This window comes from Streptomyces sp. NPDC025721, from assembly GCF_055558595.1.
In genome coordinates, this window is record NZ_JBVHMF010000008.1 from 1 (window position 1) to 25,717 (window position 25,717).

Sequence of the window (25,717 nt, forward strand, 5' to 3'; positions counted from 1 at the left end):
GCCCAGTCGCTATGGCGCAGAACCTACCAAACCATCGCAAAGCGCATCCACTACCGGCAGCGACGACAGCGGGCTCTCGAAGCCCCCTGTAGTACCGGCTACACCCCCGACCGGCTGATGGAACTCGCCGCGCAGAACGACGCCGGATTCGACCGGCGTATGTTCGCCGACTCCCTCGCGCGCGTCCAGCGCTACACCGACAAGCAATTCGCCGCCTACGGACTCGACGGCGCGCAGGCCGCCGCGATCCGCCAGGTATTCGCCACGTGGCAGAGTGCGCTCACCGACGCGGAGGACCGCTCCGACGCCCGCACGAGGGCCGCCAACCTCCGCTCACCGAACGCTGCCCGCGGCGCAGTTCAGACTTCCCCGGAGGCACTGGGCCAACAGCCTTCGCAGCCGCCCGGACACACTCCTCCCCCGCGGGGTAGATAACGTCCAGGGAACACGATCGGGCCTCATCGTGCACCGGAAGCGGACCACGTAGGAGGACAGGCAGATGTCACCCGAGGGTCTCAGCGACCGGCAAATGGGCATGGCTCAAGCGACGGCACCCGCTCACAACTGACCTCTGGTTGTACTACCCGAACGACGGCAACGGTGATCACCAAATCCTGCGGGTCTGCACGCGAGGCGGAAACGATTTCGCGGTCCTGTACTGGCGCACGTGCCATGAGTGCCGTCGAGGCGTGATCGCCAAGATCTCCATAGCGGACGACAGACAGCGCCAGGGGATCGGTCGACGCCTGATCCGCAGGGCGATGCGCGGCTGCGAAAGCTATCGCTGGACAACATCGGGGCAATCACCCATGGCCCAGCAGTTCTTCCCCGTGATGACCCGCGAAACCGGTGCGGCCTTCACGGTCCTCGCGCCAACCTGTCAGCACATCCGGGATGGGCGTCGAGGAATGCCGAAACCCCACCTCGAACGAATCCCGTAGCGAACAGCCCGTCCAGGAACAGCTCCATACGGCCCCGCGCACCACATCCGCACCACGTGCAGCGGTAAGACGCGGACTGCCACGGTCAGTACAGACAGCGCTCAAGGGACCCCCAATGACCCACCAGGCCCCTGACCAGCACCAACCCCAACAAGGCCCCTGTGATTCCCAAGCTCAGAGCGCGGGTTCGATTCCCGTCATCCGCTCCATTACCAAAGCCCCGGGTCGAAGACCCGGGGCTTTTTTTGTCAAGACCGATTCTGGGAACGCGCGGTCAAGGACGACCGATGGTAGATATTCAAGGCCGGCTTCGATAGTGCGCTAGACGCGAGGCGTCCCATTCCATAATCTCAAGAATGTCATCGAGATATCCACTGGTTTCGTAACTGTGCTCCCTCAAAAACTCCTGATACAGCAACAAAAGACCATCGCGAATAGTCTCAAAGCAGCGCCAATAGTAGCCCGACTCGATCGAATCGCCATCTTCCTCTCCGGCAGCAAACCCGAGAACAGCCCATGTGGCTTCTTCCACCTGGGCCGGCGGCAGCCCGTCGGCGAACATCGCCATGACAACCGTGCACACCGCAGGCGCAGGGGGCATCAGGATCGACTGGATGAATACATGCCCGTCCAAAGCGCGCAGCACACCCGGGTTCCCGTCGATCGCGGATTCCAGCAGCGCGATCAGATGTACCGCCGATTCTCCGCAACCACACTCCACCGCATCCCAGTCCTGCCGACCTAGTTCTCTTCGCGCAAGACTCAATTAATTCAGCTCCTCGAACTAGGATGGGAGCAAGCCGTACTGGAGCACCCGACTCACTTTCCTGTTTACTTTACTATTTACTCAAGGCCACATCACCATACTCCACCCGGCTCGCCCTCGACACCCGGACCGAAGGCACTGGGTGGATAATCAAGTTGACACTTTATGCAGACGCTCTTCGCAGCCGGCTCATATTCTCTGGGATCCGACCCTGTCACAGCCTTCGTTGTGTAGGCGATGCCAAGACGCACCTTCGTCCAGTCCCCGCCCAGTGCGCGGACCACATTCCCTTCTGCGCAATAGGTGGCTTCGCAGCCCAAGACATCCGGACCGGACGAGGCAACTGCCATCTCGTCAGTCTCGGTGTGATAACCCGAGACATACGATCGAGTGGCGAGTTTCGAGACGCGGTTGTCGACGGCCGCGGAACGGGCGAGATTATCACCTCGGTCGGTTCGCTCGGCCGGTGACCAGTCTGCGGGGGCTGCTTCCTTGTGCAGGTACGCGGGACGAGACTTCGCGCCGCGCGGTCCGCGTGAGGTGGTTCCCCGTGGGCTGGGCTTTTCAGTGCCCGTAGCCGGATCGCTCGGCTCGGCTACGGCCCTGTTCTGGGCGGGGTCCGCTTCCCAGTTGTCGGCGGGGGCCGGGTGGCCATCACCAGCTGCGTCCTCGAAGGCCTTCGTGCCGGCCGTGGGCGTTTTGGCCTTGCCGCCGTCGGTCTCCGCGGACTTGGCCGCGCCTGAATCCTCGCCGGAGTCCTCGCTGGTGGGGTCGCCTCCCACACCGGGGCCGCAGTCGCCCATGAGGGCGGCACATGAGGAAACGACCGCTGCGGTTCCGGCCTCAGCACAAGCTGGTCCAGCAACACCGAGAGACTCCCCGGTACAAACCCCGACAGCCGTCACTGCGACAACTGCGACCGTGGCCACGGCCACGTATGGTGCGGCCTTCTCAACGACGTGGCCTGCACAGCTCCAGAAGCTGTGGCAACCGCCACCACCGCTCTTCTTGCCAGTACTCGAAGTGCTCCCGCTGGAGGTGGTGGAGGAGGTGGAGGTGCTACCCGCGTCAGGATTGCCGGGGGGCGGGCCGCAATCGATGGCGCACGTGTTCATCGACGGGTCGTTGTACCAGTCGTCGTATCCGGTGGGGTCGGAACCACTGGCCGGGTTGTCGGCGGCGTAGGCGTAGCCGCCCATCTGGTTGGGGTCGCCCGCCTGGAAGAGCGGGTCCGCTGTCAGGAAACGGCCCTGAGCGGAGTCGTAGTTGCGGGCGCCGAGCAGGTCGAGTCCGGTGGCCGCGTCCGTGGGTTGTCCCAGGAAGCCGCGATTCTCGTCCGGAGCCACCCACGTCGTCGGCTTGGCGCCGCGCGGATTGCCGTAGGGGTCGTAGAAACGGCGGGTGACCGCCAGTGTGGTGGCGTCGACGGCGGTGGTGGCGGTGCCCTGAACGGTGGCGACCTGGTAGGTGACCGTGCCGGTGCTGGAACGGGTGACGGTGGTGCCGTCAGGTCCGGTGATGTTGCGCAGGCCGGTCAGTGTGCTGTTGGCGACGTTCAGGGTGATCTGCTCGGTGCCACCGAAGAGGTAGAGGACCCGGGTGGTGTCGGTGCTGTCGACTGCCGCGGTCTGCTCCAGCAGGCTGCCGTCAGCGTCGTAGAGGTACTTGCTCGTGTTGGTGTGTGCTCCGTTACCGGTGGCTACGCTCGCCGTACGACCCTCGGCGTCATAGGTGAAGGTCTGCGTCTGGCCGGCGGACACGGCTCCGACCGCGGCGTTGGTCCAGGTCTGTCCACTGCTTCCGCAGGCCGCCAGCGTCAGCTGGGTGGCGTTGGTGGCACTGGCCGCCGGGTCGGTGAGGCACATCGTGGTGGCAGCTGCGCTGACAACCGTGTTGGCACTGGTGATCTTCCACTTCTGGGTGACATCTGTAGAGCAGGTGTCGATGACGATCTTTGTGCCCGACGTGGTGGCGTTACCGGTGGTGTCCAGGCACAGACCCATCACCCGGATGGTGCCGTCGGTGCCGACCGACAACTTCTGGGCGTTGGTGGTACCGCAGGTGTTGATCTGTACCTTGGCGCCGGGCGTGGTGGAGGACGCGGCGTCCTCGACGCATTTCCTGCCGCCGCCGCTCAGGGCGAATCCGCTGATCAGCGGTCCGGTCGAGGCCACCTTGCGATTGGTCGTGTCGCCCGCGTTGACACCGCCGTGCGTCGGGTCGGTGTACGCGGGCGTCGAGGTCGCGGTGCCGGTGGTCGGGTTTGTCGTAGTGGTGGCGCCCGCCTGGTCGGGCAATGCCACGCTGGTCGTGCCGTTGGCGCCGGTGTAGGAGGTGGCTTGAGTGGAGTCGCCGGCTGCGTTGCCGGTGGAGTCGTGGTCGACCATGCCCGTACGGTCGCCGAGCAGGTCGTAGCTGTAGCTCTGCCAGTACGGTGCCGGGCCGCCGACGGTCGTCGTCTTGACGGGTGTGGTGGTACTCGTCTCCACGGAAGCGGTGTTGCAGCGGCCGACGCTGCCGACCGGGGCGCTGCTCGGGTTCGTGATTCCCGCGGTGTCGGTCCAAGCAGCGGTCAGCCGCTGGAACGAGTCGTAGCTGAAGCACTGGGTGTCGTGCGTGGTGTTGTTCTGCAGGTCGTCGGCAGCGGTGAGCTGACCCGACTGGTCGTAGCGGTAGTCGACGACGTCAAGGGCGGTGACTGAGGTCTGCACCATCGTTGATGTCTGTGTGGTGCGGCCGGTGGTGACGTCGTACTGGGCAAAGGTCGCCAATTCCTTGCCGGTGGGGCCGTAGTTGGTCTGCAGCACTCGCCCGAACGGGTCGTGGACCGCGGTGTCGAGGTAGGACGGCGTGTTGGAACTGCTGATGAACCCGCCGATGCCGTCGAGGTTTCCCTGCTGCGTATATCCGAAGTCGATGTCCTCGGCCGGGAGCTTGCCGTCTGCCTGGTATTTAACGGTCGACAGCAGACCGACGGTCGGCGTGTACGCGTTGGTGGTGCTGTACGTGACAGTGCCGCTCGCGGGAGGCTGGCTCTGCCCGGCGGCGGCAAACCCGTCCGCGGCGGGCACGGTCACCGTGGAACCTGACGGCTGATAGGCGGCGTTGTAGCCGGTCACAGCCTGGGTGTACGCCTTGCTCGTCGTCCCCGTGGCACCGTTGAGGTAGCGGGTAGCGGAGGTCGGGTACCCCTTGGCCAGCGTGTCGTAGACCCAGGACGCCTGTTCCTTCGTGGCGTCGGGCGTGGCCGACCAGGCGCCGCTGTACTCGGCTGTGACGCGGTTGTCCCAGTCGTAGCTGTACGACATGACCTGGCCGCGGGAATCCGTGCTTTGCAACAGATTTCCGGCGATGTCGTATTTGTCGAGACTGCTCTGCCCGATGTTGGGGTCGGTCTGGGTCGTCGGGCGGCCAAGGAAGTCGTATCCGTAGGACCAGGTGTTGCCGGCGGTGTCCTTGACGGACTCGACCTGGCCGTCGGGTGTGTAGGTGTAGCGGGTGGTGGCGTCGGCAGCCCGGACGGCGTCCGCGGTTCCCTGGTGCCAGAGCGTGCCGCCTGCGCTGGAGACGACGGCCGCAGTGGAGTCGTTGCGCACCTGGAAAGTTGCGCCAGTGGTGGCGGTGAGACCGGTGGACCACTTGGACGTGCCCGCCGTGGTGCGGACGACGAGGTTTCCGTCAGTGCCGAACTGAGCGAAGGCGCCGGGGTTGCCGCTCGTGCCGCTGGACCAGATGGTCGTCCCGGTGGCCAATGCGCTGAGGACCAGGTTTCCGTCCGCTTGCATCGTCAGCCGTACGCTGTCGGAGGTGAGCGAGGTGCCGGACGGGATGGTCTGGCCGGGGGCGAGAGTGACGGTCGCACCGGTGTTCTTCACCACGTTGCTGGTGATCTGCCCCAGCGCGTTGGTGAAGCTGGCTGCGGTGCGGCCGCCCACGGGTGCGGTGGTGTCGGTCTCGTCAGCACCGCGATAGGTGGTGGTGGTGTGCCACTGCTGGACGGCCTGGTGCCACAGCGTGCTGGTGACCGCGCGGCCTTCGCCGTCGTATTCGGTGGTGGTCTCCGAAGGGACTTCGTTCTCGTTGGCGGCCCACAGTGTGGTGCCGGGGACCGCGGTGGGTTCGGAGTACGGGGCGTACGACACCGTCGGCCAGCCGTGGGAGTCGTAGAAGGTGTCGGAGATGATCCGGCCGGAGTTGCTGTCTCCGGCAGCGGTGCTCTGCGTCTGGCGGGACTGGAGCATCCCGTCGTAGATCGCGATGGACGTTGCGTAGGTGCCGTCCTCGCGCAGCGTTTTCGTGGTCACCGTGGACGGGGCACCCGGAGAGGTGATCGTGCCCCCCGGGGCGGCCACCGCGCCCGGGTTGATCGAGTAGGCGAACGTCATGTCCGCGCTCTGTCCGCCGTCCTTGTCACGGCCTGGTAGCCAGACCGCAGTGCGTCGGCCAAGTGCGTCGTAACTGATGTCCGTGACGCGGTTGTTGGCGTCGATGTCCTCGGTCGGCACACCGCGCAGCGGATCGAGTGTGGAGACCTCCTTCCACCGTTGCGCGTTGTAGGTGGTGATGCCGACGGCGTTGGTGTTTCCGCCTGCGGAGGTCCAGGCCGGTGTGAAGTCGGTATGAGTGTCCTGGCCGGTGATGTCGAGCGCATCGACGGCGCGGCCGGCGCCGTCGTACACCGTCGCCATGTCCGTCTGCCAGTTCTCGGTACTGCCGTTGTATCCGGTGGAACTACGCACGGCCGAGATCCGGCCGACAGCCGAGGTGCCGCTCTGGTCGAGCCGCGCACCACATCGCGCCAGACGCACAGGTACGGCTCGGCCAACCACGGTCAGGCTCCGCACACCCGACAAGCAACCGCCCGCCCGCCGATAGGTCGCGACCTGCAGCTTCGCCGACCGCGCCCCTGTGATTCCCAAGCTCAGAGCGCGGGTTCGATTCCCGTCATCCGCTCCATTACCAAAGCCCCGGGTTTACCGCCCGGGGCTTTTTCTCGTTGTCCTTCATTCCACGTCCGACCCCGGACCGCGTAGCGCGCCCTGATGAACAAGCCGCTGTCCCAGGCCGCCCATTGCATGTGCGATTCCCTCGATGAGGTCGGCGACCTCCCACATGGGCCGACCATCGCTCACTCCGAATGCCAGCAACGCCTCGTGAGCGCGCTCGACCGCGACGCGCTCCGTCGTCGGCCACTGCGTCAATTGCGCCCCAGAAGCGTGTCCGGAGGCGACGTCATGGCGGGGGGCGCCGAAGTGATCCGCAGGGTGTTTTCAGTGGGCGGGCGGCCAGGTGAGGGTGTAGCCGGTGGCGCGGTCGAAGGTCACTTCGACGGCCGGGGGCGGAAAGCCGAATTCGCGGGCGCTCCATTCGGCGACGGCCGCGGCGGCGGCCTCCGGCTGGTAGTCGGTCGGCATGTAGTCGAGCGTGTTGACCTCGATGACGGCGAGGTCGCTCTGGTGTGAGCCCTCGATTTGCGCGGCCACCTGACGGAGGCCGAACTCAAGCTGGGTCACGTCCTCTTCGGTGGCCGCGTCGTCGAGGACGTGCAGCCACACGTGATCGGTGACCCGGCGTGCGCCGTCGGGCGGCGTCGGCGGCGTCGAGACGGCGGCGGAGAGTTCGGCGTACAGCGCCCAGGGACCGAGGATCTTGCGGTAGACGAAGGGGCTGGGACTCAACGGAACTCCAGGCTTGTCGGATGTGCTGGTCATGACTGGTCACACGGCTGGTCGCAGCTCGTCAAGGCGGTCGGCCCCTAGTCGAATGTGAGGTGGCCGAAGACGGATTTGTCGAAGAAGTGCTCGGGGCCCATGCCGGTCGGCCGGGTGATGTACTCCAGCCCGTGGTCCGTTTTCCCGGTGTCGGACATCAGGCTGTAGCGGTCGAGGAACGCCTGCGCCTCGTCGTCGGTCATCTGTGAGATGTCGACCTTCTTGAGCTTGGCGAAGTCCTTCTCGTGGATGGTAAACCGCATGAGTTCGAGATCGGCGTTCTCCGACCTCCGGAGTTTGAGCGCCAGGTACTTCTCCGCTTCGGCACGCGACCCCCAGGAGTAGACGCCCGGACCGAAGTGAGCGCGATGCATTTCCAGCGGCCAGGGCTCACCCGTGCCGCGCAGCCGCGCCGCGTCGTCGAGTCCCTGGACGGAGAAGAACTCCAGGCATTTCAGCCCCAGGGGATCGCACCATGACAGGGGATTCGGCACGTACGCGTAATGGTTGGGTCCGGGATCGAGCCCGAGCGGATCCGGGCTGAAGTAACCGCCGACTTCCGGGTCGTAGTAGCGGAAGACGTTGTAATGGAGGCCCGTCTCCGCGTCGAAGTACTGGCCGGGGAAGCGCAACGGGCACTGGACACCGTCGGCGGCGTCGGGCGGGCGGACGCCGTAGAGCGTGCCGCGGGCCCGCCAGACCACATCGCCGTCCGGGTCGACCAATTCGGTCGGTGAACCGACCAGATCGGTGATGATCGCGTAGAAACGTGCGTCGATGTCGCTCTGCGGCGAGTCGGCGGTCAGAACCCGCTCGGTCTGGCAGACCGGTTGATGACTGCCGGGCAGGGCGTCCCAGGTCGTGACGGCGACCGTGCCGTCGGCGTCACGATCGCCGGAGCCAGAGCCAGAGCCGGAGCCAGAGCCAGAGCCGGAGGCGGTGGCGGTGGAGACGATCTGCTCGGCCAGCTGCATACCGTCCCAGACGAAGTCAGTCCTGCTGACGACCGTGCCGTCCTCGCCGATCCCGAGCTTCGCCGTACGGCGCCCCAGGGGGTCGTACAGATACCTCCAGCGGATCCCGTCGGGCGTGCGCACCTCGACGAGCCGGTCCTCGGCGTTCCAGAGGAACCGCCAGGCGGTCGTGGTCCCCGAGAGCGTCCTGCGCACGCGGCGGATCACCCGGCCCTGCGCGTCGTGCGCGTACGAGGTCCGGCCCGCGCGCCTGATCAGCGTGCCGTCGTACACACGGTCGCCGGTCACGGCGGAGGCTTCCGCGGCACCGTTCGGGCTGCTGTCCCCGAGCCGCCCGGTGTCCCACTGACCGACCACGACGTTGCCCAGCGCGTCGTACGCGTATCGCTCGGTCCAGCTCTCGGCGGACACCGCGGTGACCCGGCCCATCGCGTCGAGGGTGAATCCGCGTCCGCCCGCCGCGTCCGTGACGCCGATGACGTGGTCGTCCGCCCCGTATGCGTACGTACGCCGGGCGGCCGGCGTCCCCGGCCCGTCCGACGAGCCCCCGCGGCTCACAGTCAGGGAGGCGAGGCGACGGTTGCTGTCCCACTCCTGCCGGATCCTCACCAGGCCGCCGTCGAGGACCCGTTCGGTCTCCACGCCGCCCACGTCGTATCCGAACGTTATGTGCCGGCCGGAGGCGCGCAGGGCCGTGGGACGCATCCCCGTGTCCCACTCCCACGTGCTCACCGCGCCGCTCGGGGTGCGGCGCTCGGTCCGACGGCCGAGCCGGTCGTACGTGTTGGTCAGCGTGCGGCCGTTGACGGTCTGCCGAACCGCCCGTCCAAGGGCGTCGTGTTCGAGCAGCAGTTCCGTGTCCGCGTTGACGGCGCGAGTGAGCCGGTCGATCGGGTCGTACTCCATGTACGTGACGCTGTCGCCGTCGTGCCACTCGACGGCGCGTCCGGCGGCATCCCTGACGTAACGCGTAGCCTCACCGGCGCCGTTGATCCGCTCGACGAGCTGGCCCGCGGCATCGTGGACGTACCGGACCGTCCGGCCGTTGAAGTCCGTTTCGCCGCGGAGTACACCGCGCGGATCGTAGTCGTAGGTCCACTGCCGGCCGGTGGCGTTTGTGACCGAGGTCAGCCGCAGTTCGGTGTCGTAGGCGAAACGCAGGGTCGTGCCGTCGGCGAGGGTCTTCGTCATCAGACGGTCGAAGGACCCGACGTCGAAGCGCGTCACAGTCCCCTGCGGATCGGTGTGCCGGACGAGATTGCCGTCGGCGTCGTGAATCCACTCTTCCGTCGTCCCGTCGGGACGGGTCCGGCCGCGAAGCTTGCCTTCCGGCGTCCAGTTGAGCGTCGATTCCGCGCCGAGGGCGTCGACGATCCCGATGATCCGGCCGAACGCGTCGTAGCTGTAGCCTGTCACCGCGCCGTCGACGTCGGTGGTGGCCGTCGGCAGGCCCGCGCCGTTCGGCGTCATCTCGCGAACGCCCCCCAGGGCGTCGGTGATCCGGACGAGCCGACCGCGCGTGTCGTAGTCGCGTCCGGTGACAGCGCCCAGCGGGTCGACCGTACGGATCAGATTGCCGCGCTCGTCGTATTCGTGGCGCCACTCGGCGCCGTCAGGCAGCGTGACCGTCTCCGGCAGCCCCAGCGGGCTGTACCTGACCGTGGTGACGGCGCCGTCGGGGCGGGTGAAGCGGGTCAGGCGGCCGGCCTCGTCGTGGGCGTAGCCGGTGCTGCGGCCCAGAGCGTCGGTGCGGGACAGCAGATTGTCCCGGCGGTCCCACGTCCGGACGGTGGCGTTGCCGAGGGGATCGGTCGTACGGACGAGCTGGCCCAGCTCGTTGAACTCGTACGTCGTGGTGTGCCCGAGCGAATCGGTGACGCGTGTGGTGCGGTTCGCGGTGTCGTAGGCGTAGTCGTAGGCGAGGACGTTTTCCGAGCCGGCCGTACGGACACAGCGGCCTTCCGTGTCGTACTCGTACCGGTACCGCGTGCCGCCGCGGTCCTCCCAGCCGGTGACACGATGATGGTCGTCGTAGCTCAGGCGGAACGGCAGAGTGGAGGAGTCGATGATCTCGGTGAGGTCGCCACGCTCGTCGTATCCATAGCGGAGCACAACCGGCCGGTCGGCGTCGCTCAGCAGCCTGAGCTCGGTTATTCGCCGGTCCTGCGTCGTCAGACCGACGCGATAGCCAGCGCTGTGCCGGATCTCGTGGGGGACGCCTTCCGCCGTGTGGAGGACATCGATGACGTTCCCATTGCGGTCCGCGACGGACGTGAGCGCGAGTTCCGCCGGGGGGCCGCCCGGCAGCGCCCGGAAGCCAAGGATCTGGCCCTGACCCGGGCGCGTGATGCGCATCTCCCCGCCCGGAACACCGTCCCAACGCAGAGGCCAGCGAGGCCCCTCGGCCGGGAAGACGTCCCAATCCGGGTTCGGAATCGGGTAATAGAGGACCATTCCGTCCTCGGATGTGTACTGCGCTCCCTGATCGTCCAGGACGAGACGCTGATCCAGGCCGGAAGCCCACGACGTGCCGAACCAACGGCCCGCACGATAGGACGACACATGGTGCCGTTCCAGCACCAGCGGAAGAACTCCGGGCAACTGCATGTCCACCGCGGACATGACCATTTCGCCGGTCGCGATGTCGATCGGATCGCCGCACCTGAAGCGCCTGAACATGCGGACTGCGGTCTCGCGCATGTCCCGCAGGGCGGCGCCGCCTTTGCGGATGCTGTTGGCGATGTTCTCCAGGGCCTTGCCGGATTTGAGGAGGGCGGGGAGTTCGCGGGCCATTTTGAGGAGGCCGCCGGCGGTGGTGAGGCCCTTGAACATCGGGATGCAGTCCAGGGCCGCGAACAGGACATCCCAGAGGCTGGCTTTGCCTTGTAGGTACTTCATGACGGTATCGGCCAGGACCAGGACAGCGGCGGCCAGGACCAGCCACGCCAGCGGGCCGCCGATGATCAGCACGACAATGCCCAGCACCGCGACGATCACCTTGCAGACCGCGATGATGTCGTCCCAGTGGTCCGCGACCCAGTCGACCGCCTTCTCCCACCAGTGCTTGTTCCTGATCCCCGCGTCGCTCGCTTCGTGCAGCGCGTGCTGCGCCGTCGAGGCGGCATCGTCCCGCAACTGGGCCGCGTCGGCGGCCAGCTGCTTGGCCGCGTCGAGCTTCGCCTGCGCGCTGTGGACGGCGGTGGAGGCGGTGGTGTGGGCGCTGTTAGCGTCCGTGGCATTACGGGCCGCCGCACGCACCTCCTCCGCCGACGGCGGCGGCACGTCCGGCTTCGGATCCTCCTGGTAGGACTTCGACTTGTCCTGCGCCCGCTTCACCCACGCATCAGCGTTCGTCAACTGGCTTTGCGCAGTGTCCAGCTCCTGGCGGGCGGTGCGCCCCTGCGCCAGCGCCCGGTCCGCGTCACCCTGCGCCGTCTCCAGCTTCGGCCAGTAATCATCCAGAGCCCCCGACGCCAGGCGGTAGGACCGCTCCAGCTTGTCCAGCTCACCCGGCAGATCCCCGAACTGCTGCCGGTACGCGTCACCCGAAAGCCCCGCCCACTCCTGGACGACGGTGTCACCGCTCAGACCCCGCACCGACCGCAGCGCCGAGGCGACATCATCGGCGAAATCCCCCAGCTTCCGCGCGAGTTCCCTCACCTCGAACGGATCACCCGGCACCGGATCCCGGTCCAGATCCAGCACATCCCAATCCGTCGGACGCCCCGTCACCCCGCCAGCACCCCCATCGTCAGCCTCGGCGAACAGCCATTGTTCCACCCGATGTCTGTGACAGCAGAGGTACGTGAGCAACCCGCCTACGATCTGGTCCCATGCGGACCGGACCCGCAACATCTCAACCGTTCTCGCGAACAGCGATCGCCACACATCCCCTTCGCACCGAACTGGGCCATGTTCGAGATCGCTCCCTCAGAGCGCGGGTTCGATTCCCGTCATCCGTTCCATTGATAGGGCCCCAGGTCCAAATTCTGGCACGATGGGTCGGAAGCGGTCTTGTTGGAGAAACCGGATGATCTCGGTCGCGGTGTCGGCGGCATCGAAATCTCCAAGGCTTCTCCGGCCGGCCCGTACGATCCGTTCTTCTGTCGAAGTCCTGACATTAAGAAGGGTGCTGGGCGAAGCCCATGGAGCTTGCCCATGCAGCCATTGGACGAGTCGGGTAAGGCGTGCGGACCTCAGCGCTCCCGCTCGAGGTGACGCACCGCTCAAACTGCTCACCGACTCTCTGAGCATGAGATCGAGAGCGTTGGCCAGTCGGTGAAGGGGGAGGTCGTGCTCGCTCAACATCAGATGAAGCGCAGCATCGGGATCGACGGTACCCGTGACACCGCCGATCCGAGGAATCGGCAACTCCGCCACGGTGCCGATCTCGATTTCGTCGCCGCCTCCGTCGAGCACCAGGTCAACGCGGGAGGCTCGCTTGGGGTCATCGATTGGAACGGCAGCATAGTCTTCGATCCCGCTCTTCGAGAGCGCCAAACGGGACGTTCTCCAATCGACCACGCAGCGGCCGACTTCAAATCGGCGAGTTGCCCCTACCGGTGAGCCAAAACCAGCTCATCAATGGTAATACCGATGGCGGTCGAAATACTCATCATGACAGCTCGCGCGCCCGCCTCCACGCTTTTCGTCCCGGTGACGGTGTCTTCAATGATCTCCGGAACCCCGCCGAAGGAGTTCGCGGAAATGGCCGGGTGCAGCCACTTCATCCATTCTTTGACGGATTCAACTCCATATCGAATACGCGCCGCCGAGACGTCTTCCGAAGATGCCATGGACAGAATCCTCAACGCCGCCGCGAGGCGCTCCTCCGGGTAATTATGCCCGTCAAGTACCCGGTCGATCTGCGAAATGGAGGAAACCTCGGCTGATGAAGCCACGAATCCCTCTCGACTTCTCAGGTCCGGCCAGCTCTCCTGGCTCGGATCGATGACGACCGTCACGTCCGTTGCCGCGTCCCACGCGTCGGTACCGACCGACACCAGGGTCGAGGACCCCGAACTCACGGCCGGCCATGCGAAAAACGGCTGTTCCGAGCTCTCTCTGAACGTCAGATATCCGGTAGCGAGGAGCAGCCGACCGGTGAAGACCGGTCGGGGTGCGACTGGTGAAGTCCCACGCCACACTCCTACCCTCACCGGTGCGATCTGAGCACGAGTAGCGACCATGACATGCCTTTGATCACTCACCGGAGGAGAGTCCACCAATAGGTCGAACTCCGGATCCTCGCCTGACCCAATCACCAGAAGGCCATGATTCAGGACCACCTCGATTTCGCCGATTTTCATATTCTTCTCCCAGTCAATTCCTCCGCCTATCCACCCGAAACGCGTGAACGCGCAAGCTCCATCAACTCTTCGTAGTTCCCCTTCGGTTCGTAGATCTGGTGGTTTCTTCCGATGCGAGCCAGAACTTGCACCGCCCTGCTCTGGATTCCGCTGCACACAGAGCAATGACTGAAAACGCGGTAGCTGAAGCCGACGGGACTGACACTGACAGGCGGCTGGTGATCGCCAATCTTCACCGGACCGGCACCGGGCTGCGTATCGCCGCAGGTGTGGCAGACATCATCTTGAACTGCGTCTCGAATTTCTTGGGGCAAGGGGTCCGGTTCCGTCGTAGAAATTCCTTCGACGCTCGCATGGGGTCCGACGGAAAGGGTATCCGATTGCTCCTGAGTGATCTCTACGTCGCAGTTGTGGACCAGGACTGGTGTGGCCCCCGCCAGCACATAGTACGAGTGCTATGCGACCCCTCTCTACCTGCGTTTTCGCAGGTAGAGCGACTTTCGGTGTCTCGCTGGGGTACGGGGTCGGCCGGGGTTGTTCGTGGTTGTTGCCGTCACTCCTGCCGTCGGCGGTGTAGACCAGTCACGTGATCCGGGGGCCTCGGCGGCTTGGCCGTCGAGGCCCCCGTTGGGCGAACGGCTTGCCTCGCGCCCCGATGGTCGGGCAACCCGGGGCGGAGGGGTCGGGCGACGGCGGGTTGTCGGGGGCTTCGCTCCCCGCTGGAGGCAGCCTCGGCCACCGCCCTCGGTGACCGCGGCGACGGACGTGAGGGTCGGCCCCCTGGCTGGCCCTCTGTCTGCGATCCGGCCGTAGGACGGTCGCAGGCGACAACTTGCTCCGCCACGGGGCAAGGAGTCCTTACGCCACAACTTGCTGCCTGCGGGCATCGGTCGGGACCACACCCTCGGCGCGGGCCCGGTCTCCGCCGACACCCCGCGTCGGGCGTCGGGTGCTTGCCCAGTGACGAGTCGGTCGGCGACGGTCGGCGAGCTCCGGCGGACAGGGCCCGCCTTGAACCTCGTAGAGAAAATCTGGACGCACCCCGGCCCCTGGCACGTCCTGCGGCCGACAGATCAGCAGCCTCGCTCGGTGCCGCCCGCTTCAAGGGCTTCGACGCGGGCACGCAGGGCGGTGAGCTGATCAATCGTCTCGGCCAGTGCCAGCTCCAGTGCCTCGACGCGCGCCGCCGTCCCGCCGACGGGCGTGCTCCCCGCCTCCCCGTCACCTGAGTCGCCGTCGATGCCGTCGTCGGGGTGGGCGACGAAGGCTCCCTTGCCAGGGCGGGAGATCGCGTAGCCGTCCTGCTTCAGCAGGGCCATGGCCTTCTGCACGGACAGGCTGGAGGCCCCGTACTCCGCCATCAACACGGCCTGCGTCGGCAGCGCGTCCCCGGGCTTCAGCTCCCCGGAGCGGATCCGCTCCCGCAGGGCCTCGGCGATGACCTCGAACGTCAGCAACACCGTGCCGCCAGCCGGTCTACGCCCGCGCCGCCCCACTGTCACCGCAGGTCACCCGCCCTCTCTGCGCCACTACCACCGAAATCCGGCCCGTCCAAAACGGAAGATCGGGGCCACAGTACCCGCGTCCCCACCGACCACCGAAACAGATGAGGAGGGATGTACTTGAATGCGCGCGTGAAGCGATGCTACCTTCACGCACCGCCGCAGAACAGCACCGCTGACCAGGCCAGACGTCCCCGGCCCACCATCCGCGCCCGCCATAACGCGCACCGCGCCCACGTGCGCCGACCACCCGGGTCGCCCCTCAATCGCCTCTCCTCTTCTCCCGACTCCTGCCGGAGGTCTGTCCCCATGCCCGCACAGCTCCAACTCCCCACCCCCGCAACCACCTTCACTCCCGCCAGCACGGCGTTCGCCGCACCGGCGCGCACCACCAGCCCCGACACGTCAGCGAACAGGAACTCGGCGCTGGAACGCCGGGCGCGGCTGACCGCCAGGCTGGCCAAGCTCGCCGCCGCCGGACACCTCGCACCCTGGCCCGGCAGATCGGCTCACTGGGCGGCTGCGCACGCCCGATCCGGATGACCGGTCACCGCACCCGCATGGACACCGCCACCGGCCAGATCCTCGACCACCTCGACACTCGCCGCCTCCCAGCCGGGGAACTCCTGCTGCGCTGCGGCAACCGCCGCGCCACCCGCTGCCCCTCCTGTTCGCACGTCTACCGCTACGACACCTACCAGCTCATCGCCGCCGGACTACGCGGCGGCAAGGCCGTCCCGGCCACCGTCTCCACCCACCCACGCGTCTTCGCCACCCTCACCGCCCCCGGCTTCGGCCCCGTCCACAACCAACCCGGCGCGTCCCCGTGCACCTGCGGCACCCGGCACACCGACGGCGACCCGCTGCTCGGCACGCCGCTAGACCCGCAGCGGTACGACTACACCGGGGCGGTGCTGTGGAACGCCCACGCCCCCGCCCTGTGGGCCCGCTTCACCACCCACCTCCGGCGCGAGATCGCCCACGCCGCCGGACTCACCCAGCGCACCCTGCGCCACCACGCGACCCTGTCCTACGCCAAGGTCGCCGAGTACCAGAAGCGCGGCCAGATCCACTTCCACACCGTCATCCGCATCGACGGACCCACCGGCCCCACCAGCACCCCACCCGCCTGGGCCACCACCGGGCTCCTCGACCACGCCGTCCGCGCCGCCGCAAAGCGCAGCCGCGTTCAGCCTCAACGGCCCTCCCAGGCAGGGAGGGCCGACCTGGCACAGGGTTCGGAGCCTTCGGTGTTCCGATTCGGGCAGCAGATCGACGTCCGGGCGATCCGCAGTACCGACTTCACCGGCGACGGAACCCCCACCGACCGGCACGTCGCCGCCTATATCGCCAAGTACGCGACCAAGGGAGCCGAGACCACCACCGGCACCCTCGACCGCCAACTGCGGTTCCTGGCCGAACTCGCCCAGCACGACCTCACCGACCATGCGCGCCGCATGATCCACACCGCCTGGCACCTCGGAGCCCAGCTCCGGCATGCCCACCTGCGCCTGCGGCAGTGGGCCCACATGCTCGGATTCCGAGGCCACTTCTCCACCCGCACCCGCCACTACTCCACCACTCTCACCCAGCTCCGAGCCGATCGCAGCGCCTGGCGCACCCGCCAAAACGATGCCCAGGAGCGGGCAGGTGAGGGCGGGCCGGTCACTGACCAGCGCAGTGACCGCGCTGACCTGACCGCCGGTCACACCGACCCCGACGCCGGTCACCCCAGCGGTCACCACGCGCAGAGCGGGCGACGCGCCGGCACGGACACCACCCTGGTGATCTCGCACTGGCAGTACACCGGCAGCGGCCTCCTGCCCGAACTCGCCCACCTCGCCGACCTCCTGGGCGCTGCCCCGAAGCCCCCACCTGAGCAAGCTGCCCGCCCCCGGCAGGCGCGACGCCCCGGTGACCGGGCCGGTCACTCCGGCGCCCCGCTGACCGCCCCTGTCCGGAGTGCGGTGACCGGGTGACCGCCGACGCCGAGCTCCTCACTGTGCCCGAGGTCATGGCGCGCCTGAAGATCAGCCGCTCCACCGTCTACGACCTCATCCGCACCCGCCAGCTCGCCTCCCTCACCATCGGCCGCGCCCGCCGCATCCCCACCCACGCCCTTGACGCCCTCGTCCACCACCAACTCGAACAGGCAGCCTGATGACCAACCCCAACACCAACACCACCAGCAGCACCGGCACCGGCACCGGCTCGCGCAGGGTCCGCGCTAACGGCGACGGCACCGTCTACCAGCGCAAGGACGGCCGCTGGGAAGCCGCCGGATACGTCCTCGCCGCAGGCGACACCCGCAAGCGCATCCACGTCTACGGGAGCACGAGGAAGGAGGCGCTGGCTCTGCTGACGGAGAAGGTCGCCACCAGCAACCGCGGCATCGCCGCCCCCTCGGCGCAGGGCAGCGTAGCGGCGTTCCTCACCTACTGGCTGGAGACCGTCGCGGTCCACCGGCTCCGGGAGAAACACCCACACCCGCTACACCGCCTGCGTGCGCCTGTACGTCATCCCCGGTATCGGCAGGAGGAAGCTCGCCAAGCTCACCGCCAAGGACGTCCGCACCTGGCTCGACCACCTCCGCACCACCTGCCAGTGCTGCACACGCGGCCTGGACACCGCCCGCGACCAGCCCCAGTGCTGCGCGGCCGGGACCTGCTGCCGCAAGCGGCTCTCCCCGCTGACGCTGGCCTACCTGCACTCCGTGCTCAAGTCCGCCCTGGAGCACGCCGTCCGCGAAGAGGAGATCCCCCGCAACGTCGCCCGCAACGTCCGCATGGGCACACCCCGACCCCGCCGCTTCGAACCCCTCACCACAGAGGAAGCCCGAGCGTTCCTCGCCGCCGTCGACGGACACCGACTCAGCGCACTGTTCGAACTCGCCCTGCGCACCGGACTGCGCAAGGGCGAACTCCTCGGCCTGCGCTGGGAAGACCTCGACCTTGCTGGCGGAACCGCCAGCATCCGCCGCACCTTGCAGCGCACCAACTCCGGCGGCCTGACCGCACTGCCGACCAAGACCCAGAGCTCGGAACGGCGCATCGCCCTACCCACCGAATGCCTGCACTCCCTCGAATAGCACCGCGACCGGCAGCGCCAGGAGCGCGAAGCGGCAGGGGCGGGCTGGAAGGCGAGCGGCTACGTCTTCACCCGGCCCGACGGCAGCCCGATCGAGGGCACCACCCTCACCCGCCACTTCAACGCCCTCCTTCGCCGAGCCGCCCTGCGACGCATCAGGTTCCACGACCTCCGACACTCAGCAGCCACCCTCCTCCTGGAGCAGGGCGTCGAACTCGTCGTGATCAAGGAGCTCCTCGGTCATGCCCACATCGGGGTGACCGCCACGGTATACGCCCACGTCCGGCTCCGCCTCCAGCGCGACGCCATCGACCTCCTCGGCAACGCCCTCCGCCACCCCGCCCAGCCCGCCGCTGGATGCGACGACAGCGACGAACCACCCACTTGTGCAGCACCCGTCCGCTGACGTTGCCGTCAACTACTGCCGTCAGAGACCCTCAGCGGCCCCACTGGAAAAAACCAGTGGGGCCGCTGCAATTCCGCTCAGTACTATCTTGACAGTCTCGAACGCGTTCTACTCGTACACGACTGCCGCACGAAAGATTGCTGCAATCAACGCCCAGTCGGGCACCTCAGGAACCGGCTCGCCGATGACATTCTTAAAGAATCCGTCCATCGATTTAGTCCAACGCGCGGAGGCGTCCACAAAGTCCGAGGTGGATGGATTCTGCAGTTCCAATTTTCCATCGCGCAGAAGGATTGCCAGCCCTTGCAGGTATTTGGCGAGATCCTCGCGCGTGTTGATTACGTTCAATGCTGGGTCCGGCCAGTTCACGGCCACTCCACTGGGTCGAAGTGCTGAATCAAGATCGACGCCCCGTCATTTTTAGTGGTGAACTTCCACGCCTCCCCTGCGATTTCTTCGGGAGTCGCCATCCGGAACGGCATCTGAATCCCAGCCTTCTGAAATGCAACGAGCCGCCGATTGTCCAACGAGAAGAGATTTCCATCCTTGTACTGAAGTCTCACCGTGGGAAGATCTTCTGGCTTGATATATCCAGATCGCAGACCGGCCGCCGTCTGCTCAATCGTCTCTCCACTGCCGAAACGTGGGCTGACAGTATCCTGCGAAAACCTCACCAAGCTCGGGTCGATTGTCCCGTTGCAATTGTGCACCAGCACCGGCGTGCTACCGGCGAGTACATAGTACGAGTGCAGGTTCGCGACCGTGAGGTCGTACGTCACTGCCGTCGTGTGGTAATTGCGGACCGCGGTGACGACGGCGGTGGTGCCGTCCGACTGGCGGAGGTGGGTGCCGGGGGTGAGGTGGGAGGCGTCGGTCCACTGGGAGGTGGTGACGTTCCAGAAGGGGTGGTGCCAGGTGGTGGTGAGGACGGCAACCGCCGCGGTCTTCCGGGCCGCCCCCGATGCCGACTTCGCCGCGGCCGCCGGCTTCGACGGCGCGATCGTCAGGGCCGTGAAGTCGTGGTCCGTGGTCGTTTCAGCGTCCGGCCGTATTCGTCGACGGTGCTGCTGGACATGGTGACGAACGACGGCGTGGAGCCGCTGTACGAGGCGGCGTTCTGCTTCATCGTCACGGAGCCCGCCGTCGGCGCCGTGCCGAAGGCGGTTGAACCGTCGTAGTAGGTACGGGTGTCGGAGACGGCGTCGCGTGGGAGGACGGGCGTCGTGGCGCACTTGACGGCGACGGTGGTGTTCTCGTCCGGGGCGTCGAGGATCCAGGCACTGGTGCTGTCGGCGTATGTCGTGGTGGCGCACTGGTCGTCGGCCGCCGTGGTCACGTCACCGAGGTCGTCGGTCCTGGTGACCCGGCCGTACGAGTCGTGGGTGTAGTCGGTCTCGGTCTCGCCGGTTCGGCCGTCGGAGTAGGGGGTGTAGACGCGTTCCCTGCTCTGACCGGTGAGATAGGAGTTCTGGGCGGGCAGCGTGTCGCCCAGGCTGTGGGTCGCCCGGGAGGCCGAGGTCCACGGGTCGGTGACGGTGTCGGTGATCACCTTGCCGCTGCCGGCGCCGTCATACTGGACGGTTTCGTACGCCATGCCGGCGTACTGGTCGAGATCGGTGACCGCGGGGTCGCCGCGCGAGTCGGTGATCGTGGCCGAGCGGGTGCCCTTGTTCGGCAGGGTGTCACCGTCCATGCCGCGGAAGTACGTGTAGTCGCTCTCGGTCACCGGGTCGGGCGCGTTGCCGGTGGTGACCTTCATGCCCTGGAAGCCGCGGAACTGGTTCCAGGTCCGCTCGTTGGCGAGCGTCAGCGGTCCGTCGTCGTAATACCAGGTCAGGGAGAGCAGAACGCCGTTGACGCCCGCGGCCTCGGCGTCGCTGCGGGGCAGCACCCGTACACCGACAGAGACCGGTGCCGCGGAGTCCGCTCGGTCGGCCGCGGAGCAGGTGCCGGTCGCCGCTCGCTTGCCGTTTCGGCTGTCGTGTCCGCCGGGGCCGATCCACAGCGGAAGGGGGCCGGCGCGCTTGGCGACGGGCCTGGGAAACCGCGCACCTCGCGCGTGGCGGCCAGACGGTACGGTCCGTCGGCGGTGCCCTCTCCACCGTGCTCGCCGGACCGGGCGCCGCTCTCATCGGCATCACCGCGGTCCTGGCTGTCCGGGGCGGACCTGCCGCACGTGAGGTGTCGGGTCCGTCGAGCCGCCGGAGGGGGTGGAGGAGTCGGAGGGGGGCGGAGGAGTCACGGCGCCTGGGGGCCGCGGGCGGCGGCTTGGTCCAGGAGTTCGGGAAGGTCTTTGAGGCGGTCGAGGCCCTGGACGGCGCGGGCCGTGCGGTGATTGGCGGACAGCCGGGCCCGGTGGCGGTGGAGGAAGGCCCAGTAGCCGGTGCTGTAGGGGCAGGCGTGGTCGCCCACGCGGTCGGTGGGACGGTAGGCGCACGGCCCGCACAGGTCGCTCATCTTGTGGAGGTACGCGCCGCCGGAGGTGTACGGCTTGGTGGTCATCAGGCCGCCGTCGGCGTACTGCGACATGCCGACGACATTGGGCAGCATGACCCAGTCGTAGCCGTCGACGAAGCAGCGGTGGAACCAGTCGGTGACGGCCGCCGGATCCCAGCCGTCCTGGAGGGCGCGGCTGCCGAGCACCATGAGCCGGGGGATGTGGTGGGTCCAGCCGGTGTCCCGGACCTGGGCGAGGACGGTGGACAGGCAGTTGGCGGTGACGGCGTCGGCGTCCAGTTCGAGGAACCAGTCGGGGAGCGGGGCGTGGTGGCGCAGCGCGTTGCGGTGCCGGTAGTCCTCGCCGAAGTGCCAGTACAGCTGCCATACGTACTCCCGCCAGCCGGCGATCTGCCGGACGAAGCCCTCGACGCTGTTGAGCGGCGCGTCACCCGCGCGGTACGCGGCCTCGGCCCGCTCGACGCACTCGGCCGGGTCGAGGAGTCCGAGGTTGAGCGGTGCGGACAGCAGGCTGTGGCTCATCACCGGATCGGCGGCCAGCATGGCGTCCTCGTACCGTCCGAAGTCCGGCAGCCGGTGCGTGAGAAAGCGGCGCAGCGCCGACAGGGCTTCGCGGCGGGTGGCGGGGAAGAGCCGGGGGCTGTCGCGTCCGACGAAGGACACCTGGCCGTCGCGCTCCCACCGGTCGAGGTCGTGGCGGACCTCGTCATCGATCTCGTCCTCCTCCGGCCGCGAGGGACCGGCCACCGTCAGGGTGTCCCGGCCGCGCGGCGGCGGCTCACGGTTGTCGTGGTCGAGATTCCACCGGCCGCCCGCCGGCCCGTCCCCGTCCATGAGGAGGTCGTGCCGCTCGCGCACCCAGCGGTAGAAGCCCTCCATCCGCAGGCTGCGACCGTCTCGGCGTCCGGCCCACTCCGCGAATTCGGCCCGAGGCACCAGGAAGCCCTTCGCGGGCAGCACGTCCACCCGCTCCAGCGACGTGACCAGGGCCAGCGCGGCGCGCGAGGTGGGGTGGCAGACCGTGAGCCGGTCCCCGCCGCCGCCCGGCACCTCGGCCAGCGCCTCCGTATACGTCTCGGCGCGTACGTACGTCACCCGGTCGCCCAGTTCGGCCGCGCGGTGCCGCATCGCGGACAGCACCAGATGCGCCTTGGCGCGGTGGAACCGGCGGCGGCGCAGCACCGAACGGGCCTCGATCATGATCACCGGCGCCTGTGCGTCGGGGCCGCCGTGCCGGGGATCGAGGAAGTGGGGGCCGAGCTGGTCGCCGAACAGCCAGTGCGGTCGCGGTTCCATGGGGGTCTCCTCTCGCGGCGCCCGGGTGCTCCGCGCGGCGGGTCGGTGCTCCACGGGGGCTGCGCTTCCCGCGGCGGGTCGGTGCTCCACAGGTCGGTGCTCCACGGGTCTGCGCTTCCCGCGGCGGGTCGATGCTCCACGCCGGACCGACGCCGAGCCGACGGGCGCGGAACCTTCGTACGCCCGGCCGGTTCCTACGACAGCGAGCTCGGGTCAATGGGGCCGCGCCTACGCACGGACCGTCCCTTCGGCCGATGCTGCCAGCCTCCGCGCGGGTCCTGCGCGCCGACACTCCGGCGCGACCGGACTCCGGAGGGCCAAGACGTACGCCACCGGGTCGCTCCTCACCGCCCCGCCGGGCTCGGCCCTGACGACCGCCCCTGGACTCGGGCCCGTAGGCTCGGACGTGTCCGTCCGCCGCGATGTCCGCCGCGATGTCCGCCGGACGCGCCGCCGACCACATGCGGCGCGGGCCCCCGCGCGTACCGTTCGAACGGCCGACGCGGATACGGACACGGATACGGATCAGGCCGAGGGCAGGAGGAGCGCCGTGCCACAGCCCCCGGCCGACTCGTCCCACCACCGGCCGGACCTGCCGCACCGGCCCGATACGGCCGACGCTCCCGGCGCTCCCGGCGCTCCCGAGCAGCAGACCCTCTTCGGGTGGGAGGACACACCGTCCGCCGCCCCGCCCGACGACGGCGGATTCCGGGACAGCCCGCAGGCCCGACGAATGCTGGACGTACGGCAGGTGTACGCCGAGCCGGCCGCGCTCGCCTCCCCGCGTGGCCGGCAGATCATGGCGCGGCTCCCCGGCGTCCCCGTCACCGAGGTGGCGGGCCACTGGCGCATCCCCGCCCTGCACGGCAACGAGGGAAACGTCTCCCGCTGGGTGCGCGTCAAGACAGAGACACTCGTCCTGGGCGTGAAGCGCACCCTGGAGACGCGCCCCAACGGCAGATCGGCCGACTGGATCGCCCCCGGCGCCTCCAACGGGTGCGCGATGGCCTGCGCCTACTGCTACGTACCGCGCCGCAAGGGATACTCCAACCCGATCACGCTGTTCACCAACGTCGAGGCGATCATCGCCCACGTCCGGCGACATGTGCGGACGCAGGGCCCCAAGCGGGAGCCGAACCAGTGCGACGCCCACTCGTGGGTCTACGACATCGGCGAGAACGGCGACTGCTCGGTCGATGCCCTGGTCTGCGACAACACCGCCGACTTCATCGCCGCTTTCCGCGCCCTGCCCACCGCCAAGGCGTCATTCGCCACGAAGTTCGTCAACCCCGACCTCCTGGCGCTGGACCCGCGGGGCCGTACCCGGGTGCGTTTCTCGCTGATGCCCGAACGCGACTCGCGCCTGTTGGACATCCGCACCAGCCCGGTCGCGGAACGCGTCGCCGCGGCCGCGGACTTCCTCGACGCGGGCTACGAGGTCCACTTCAACCTCTCACCGGTCGTACTGCGGCCCGGCTGGCAGCGGGACTGGGCCGATCTGCTCGCCAACCTCGACGATGTCCTGCCCGTCCGGGTGAAGCGGCAGGCTGCCGCCGAGGTCATCCTGCTGACCCACAACCAGCAGTTGCACGAGGTCAACCTCGGCTGGCACCCGCGCGCGGAGGACCTCCTGTGGCAGCCGGACGCCCAGGAGGTCAAACGCTCGGAGAACGGCGCGCTCAATGTCCGCTACGCGCGCGACGTCAAGCATGGCGCCGTCGTCCGGCTCCGGGAGCTGATCGCGACGCACGCCCCTTGGCTACGGGTCAGATACGCGTTCTGAAGGCCGACCCCTCCGCCGCCGGTCCCTCCCGGTGGAAGGTCACTTCGACGGTTGGGGGCGGAAAGCCGCATTCGCGGGCGCTCCATTCGGCGACGGCCGCAGCGGCGGCCTCCCGCTGGTAGTCAGTCGGCATGTAGTCGAGCGTGCCTCTTCGGTGGCCGCGTCGTCGAGGACGTGCAGCCATACGTGATCGGTGACCCGGCGTGCGTGAGCGCGACGCATTTCCAGCGGCCAGGGCTCACCGGTGCCGCGCAGCCGCGCCGCGCCGTCGAGTCCCTGAACACGCTCGGTCTGGCCGACCGGTCGATGACTGCCGGGCAGGGCGTCCCAGGTCGTGACGGCGACCGTCCCGTCGCCGGAGCCATCGCCGTAGCCGTAGCCGTAGCCGGTGGAGACGATCTGCTCGGCCAGTCGCGTACGTACCGTCCCAGACGAAGTCCGTCCTGCTGACGACCGTGCCGTCCTCGCCGATCCCGAGCTTCGCCGTACGGCGCATGACCGGCGCGGCGGTCGGCCAGGACGAGGAGCAGTCCGCTCCTTTGATAAGCGCGAGGTCGAGGAGCTGGGGCCATCCGCGCTGAATCCGTCGCGGCGGGCGGCGATGGGAGCGATGAGTTCGGCCGCGGGCAGCAGTCTCAGTGGTGCAGGCAAGCGATGGGAGCAGAGATGGGCAAGCTGAAGCAGGTGGCCGACGGTGTCTGGGTGCGGCAGAGCGACTGGGTCTGGTCCAATTCGATCGTGGTGCGCGGCGAGGACGGGCTGGTCCTGATCGATCCCGGCATCGACGGTTCCGAGTTGGACCAGCTCGCCGATGATGTGGACGGGCTCGGCATTCCGGTGGTGGCCGGGTTCTGCACCCATCCGCACTGGGACCATCTGCTGTGGCACTCCCGGTTCGGCGATGTGCCGCGCTACGCGACCACCGCCGCCGCCGACGTTGCCGGTCAGGCCCGGGAGCGGGCGCAGGCGATGGCGGCGGAGAGCGCGTCCGGCGTACCCCTCGACCTCGTCGCACTCGTCACCCCGCTGCCCGCCGACGGCGGAGCGGTGCCGGGCCAGGTCATCGAGCACCAGGCGCACGCTGTCGGCCACGCCTCGGTCCTGCTGGCGGACCGCGGCGTCCTGCTCGTCGGCGACATGCTCTCCGACGTCCTGATCCCGCTCTTCGACGCTCGCCAGGACGATCAGGTGGGAGCATACGAAAGCGCTCTCGACCGGCTGGCCGAGGCTGCCGGGCAGGCCGACGTCGTGGTCCCGGGCCACGGCTCCGTTGCCGAAGGCCGCGAGGTGGCGGCCCGCTTCGCCGCCGAGCGTGCCTACATCGACGCGCTCCGGCGAGGAGACGACCCGGTCGACGCGCGCCTGGGCCCGCACGCGGACTGGCTCGCCCGTCCTCACCGGGCCAACATGGAACAGGCCCGAGGCCGGTAGAACCCGAACCCCCGGCGGGCCGACCGGATCGGCACCCTGGCCAGACGCTCGGCG

The 25,717-nt window shown here is 68.0% G+C and carries 17 protein-coding genes and 2 pseudogenes; 9 read left to right on the top strand and 10 right to left on the bottom strand.

Annotated elements, in window-relative coordinates; all coding sequences use genetic code 11:
• Positions 1-435 (top strand): annotated as a pseudogene (locus ACZ4EF_RS13795) (hypothetical protein); the annotation flags it as partial.
• Positions 436-689: 254 nt separating this feature from the next.
• Positions 690-941: an N-acetyltransferase gene (locus ACZ4EF_RS13800; RefSeq protein ID WP_467504470.1), complete on the top strand. Its 252-nt coding sequence runs from the start codon at positions 690-692 to the stop codon at positions 939-941.
• A 298-nt stretch (positions 942-1,239) separates the two neighbouring features.
• On the opposite strand, the gene ACZ4EF_RS13805 is transcribed toward ACZ4EF_RS13800, so the two are convergent.
• The 4 genes from ACZ4EF_RS13805 to ACZ4EF_RS13820 form a co-directional block, all read right to left on the bottom strand.
• On the bottom strand, positions 1,240-1,707 hold the full coding sequence (locus ACZ4EF_RS13805) for a hypothetical protein (protein ID WP_467347939.1): 468 nt from the start codon (positions 1,705-1,707) through the stop codon (positions 1,240-1,242).
• A gap of 92 nt (positions 1,708-1,799) precedes the next feature.
• Positions 1,800-6,446, bottom strand: a complete 4,647-nt coding sequence (locus ACZ4EF_RS13810; RefSeq protein ID WP_467504472.1) for a ricin-type beta-trefoil lectin domain protein — start codon at positions 6,444-6,446, stop codon at positions 1,800-1,802.
• Positions 6,447-6,977: 531 nt separating this feature from the next.
• Positions 6,978-7,385: a hypothetical protein gene (locus ACZ4EF_RS13815; RefSeq protein ID WP_467504474.1), complete on the bottom strand. Its 408-nt coding sequence runs from the start codon at positions 7,383-7,385 to the stop codon at positions 6,978-6,980.
• A 77-nt stretch (positions 7,386-7,462) separates the two neighbouring features.
• Positions 7,463-12,097: a DUF6531 domain-containing protein gene (locus tag ACZ4EF_RS13820; protein ID WP_467504476.1), complete on the bottom strand. Its 4,635-nt coding sequence runs from the start codon at positions 12,095-12,097 to the stop codon at positions 7,463-7,465.
• 588 nt (positions 12,098-12,685) lie between these two features.
• Here ACZ4EF_RS13820 and ACZ4EF_RS13825 point away from each other — a divergent pair.
• Positions 12,686-12,958 (top strand): hypothetical protein, encoded by a 273-nt coding sequence (locus ACZ4EF_RS13825; RefSeq protein WP_401717340.1) that lies wholly within the window; start codon positions 12,686-12,688, stop codon positions 12,956-12,958.
• Here the strand turns inward: ACZ4EF_RS13825 and ACZ4EF_RS13830 are convergent.
• Both ACZ4EF_RS13830 and ACZ4EF_RS13835 read right to left on the bottom strand, forming a co-directional pair.
• A complete protein-coding gene (locus ACZ4EF_RS13830; RefSeq protein WP_467504478.1) occupies positions 12,949-13,701 on the bottom strand; it encodes a hypothetical protein in 753 nt (250 codons plus the stop codon). The genes ACZ4EF_RS13825 and ACZ4EF_RS13830 overlap by 10 nt on opposite strands.
• Positions 13,702-14,774: 1,073 nt before the next feature.
• Complete coding sequence (locus ACZ4EF_RS13835) at positions 14,775-15,161, bottom strand: winged helix-turn-helix domain-containing protein (RefSeq protein ID WP_391041609.1); 387 nt, start codon at positions 15,159-15,161, stop codon at positions 14,775-14,777.
• Positions 15,162-15,512: 351 nt separating this feature from the next.
• On the opposite strand from ACZ4EF_RS13835, the gene ACZ4EF_RS13840 reads away from it, so the two are divergent.
• The 4 genes and pseudogenes from ACZ4EF_RS13840 to ACZ4EF_RS13855 all read left to right on the top strand — a co-directional run bounded on the left by ACZ4EF_RS13840 (position 15,513) and on the right by ACZ4EF_RS13855 (position 18,696).
• Complete coding sequence (locus ACZ4EF_RS13840) at positions 15,513-15,746, top strand: hypothetical protein (RefSeq protein ID WP_467347925.1); 234 nt, start codon at positions 15,513-15,515, stop codon at positions 15,744-15,746.
• Entirely contained in the window at positions 15,743-17,182 is a 1,440-nt protein-coding gene (locus ACZ4EF_RS13845; RefSeq protein WP_467504481.1) for a replication initiator, read from the top strand. Before ACZ4EF_RS13840 ends, ACZ4EF_RS13845 begins: the two co-directional genes overlap by 4 nt.
• A complete protein-coding gene (locus tag ACZ4EF_RS13850; RefSeq protein ID WP_391041612.1) occupies positions 17,179-17,364 on the top strand; it encodes a helix-turn-helix domain-containing protein in 186 nt (61 codons plus the stop codon). Before ACZ4EF_RS13845 ends, ACZ4EF_RS13850 begins: the two co-directional genes overlap by 4 nt.
• Positions 17,364-18,696, top strand: a pseudogene (locus ACZ4EF_RS13855) (tyrosine-type recombinase/integrase). Before ACZ4EF_RS13850 ends, ACZ4EF_RS13855 begins: the two are co-directional and overlap by 1 nt.
• Positions 18,697-18,804: 108 nt before the next feature.
• On the opposite strand, the gene ACZ4EF_RS13860 reads toward ACZ4EF_RS13855, so the two are convergent.
• The 4 genes from ACZ4EF_RS13860 to ACZ4EF_RS13875 all read right to left on the bottom strand — a co-directional run bounded on the left by ACZ4EF_RS13860 (position 18,805) and on the right by ACZ4EF_RS13875 (position 22,449).
• Complete coding sequence (locus ACZ4EF_RS13860) at positions 18,805-19,065, bottom strand: DUF7660 family protein (protein ID WP_401309746.1); 261 nt, start codon at positions 19,063-19,065, stop codon at positions 18,805-18,807.
• Positions 19,062-19,748 (bottom strand): polymorphic toxin-type HINT domain-containing protein, encoded by a 687-nt coding sequence (locus ACZ4EF_RS13865; RefSeq protein WP_467504755.1) that lies wholly within the window; start codon positions 19,746-19,748, stop codon positions 19,062-19,064. Before ACZ4EF_RS13865 ends, ACZ4EF_RS13860 begins: the two co-directional genes overlap by 4 nt.
• Positions 19,700-20,587, bottom strand: coding sequence for a hypothetical protein (locus tag ACZ4EF_RS13870; RefSeq protein WP_401305809.1), 888 nt, complete (start codon positions 20,585-20,587; stop codon positions 19,700-19,702). Before ACZ4EF_RS13870 ends, ACZ4EF_RS13865 begins: the two co-directional genes overlap by 49 nt.
• Positions 20,588-20,934: 347 nt before the next feature.
• Positions 20,935-22,449: a cryptochrome/photolyase family protein gene (locus ACZ4EF_RS13875; protein WP_467504484.1), complete on the bottom strand. Its 1,515-nt coding sequence runs from the start codon at positions 22,447-22,449 to the stop codon at positions 20,935-20,937.
• A gap of 592 nt (positions 22,450-23,041) precedes the next feature.
• On the opposite strand from ACZ4EF_RS13875, the gene ACZ4EF_RS13880 reads away from it, so the two are divergent.
• Both ACZ4EF_RS13880 and ACZ4EF_RS13885 read left to right on the top strand, forming a co-directional pair.
• Positions 23,042-24,232, top strand: a complete 1,191-nt coding sequence (locus ACZ4EF_RS13880; RefSeq protein ID WP_467504757.1) for a spore photoproduct lyase family protein — start codon at positions 23,042-23,044, stop codon at positions 24,230-24,232.
• A 666-nt stretch (positions 24,233-24,898) separates the two neighbouring features.
• Positions 24,899-25,663, top strand: a complete 765-nt coding sequence (locus ACZ4EF_RS13885; RefSeq protein ID WP_467504486.1) for an MBL fold metallo-hydrolase — start codon at positions 24,899-24,901, stop codon at positions 25,661-25,663.
• Positions 25,664-25,717: the final 54 nt, after the last annotated feature.

Bases quoted from the DNA above. Each gene is read 5' to 3' on its own strand.
- ACZ4EF_RS13840 (WP_467347925.1), top strand. From the start codon at position 15,513: ATGCCCGCACAGCTCCAACTCCCCACCCCCGCAACCACCTTCACTCCC.
- ACZ4EF_RS13845 (WP_467504481.1), top strand. From the start codon at position 15,743: ATGACCGGTCACCGCACCCGCATGGACACCGCCACCGGCCAGATCCTC.
- ACZ4EF_RS13875 (WP_467504484.1), bottom strand. From the start codon at position 22,449: ATGGAACCGCGACCGCACTGGCTGTTCGGCGACCAGCTCGGCCCCCAC.
- ACZ4EF_RS13885 (WP_467504486.1), top strand. From the start codon at position 24,899: ATGGGCAAGCTGAAGCAGGTGGCCGACGGTGTCTGGGTGCGGCAGAGC.
- ACZ4EF_RS13830 (WP_467504478.1), bottom strand. From the start codon at position 13,701: ATGAAAATCGGCGAAATCGAGGTGGTCCTGAATCATGGCCTTCTGGTG.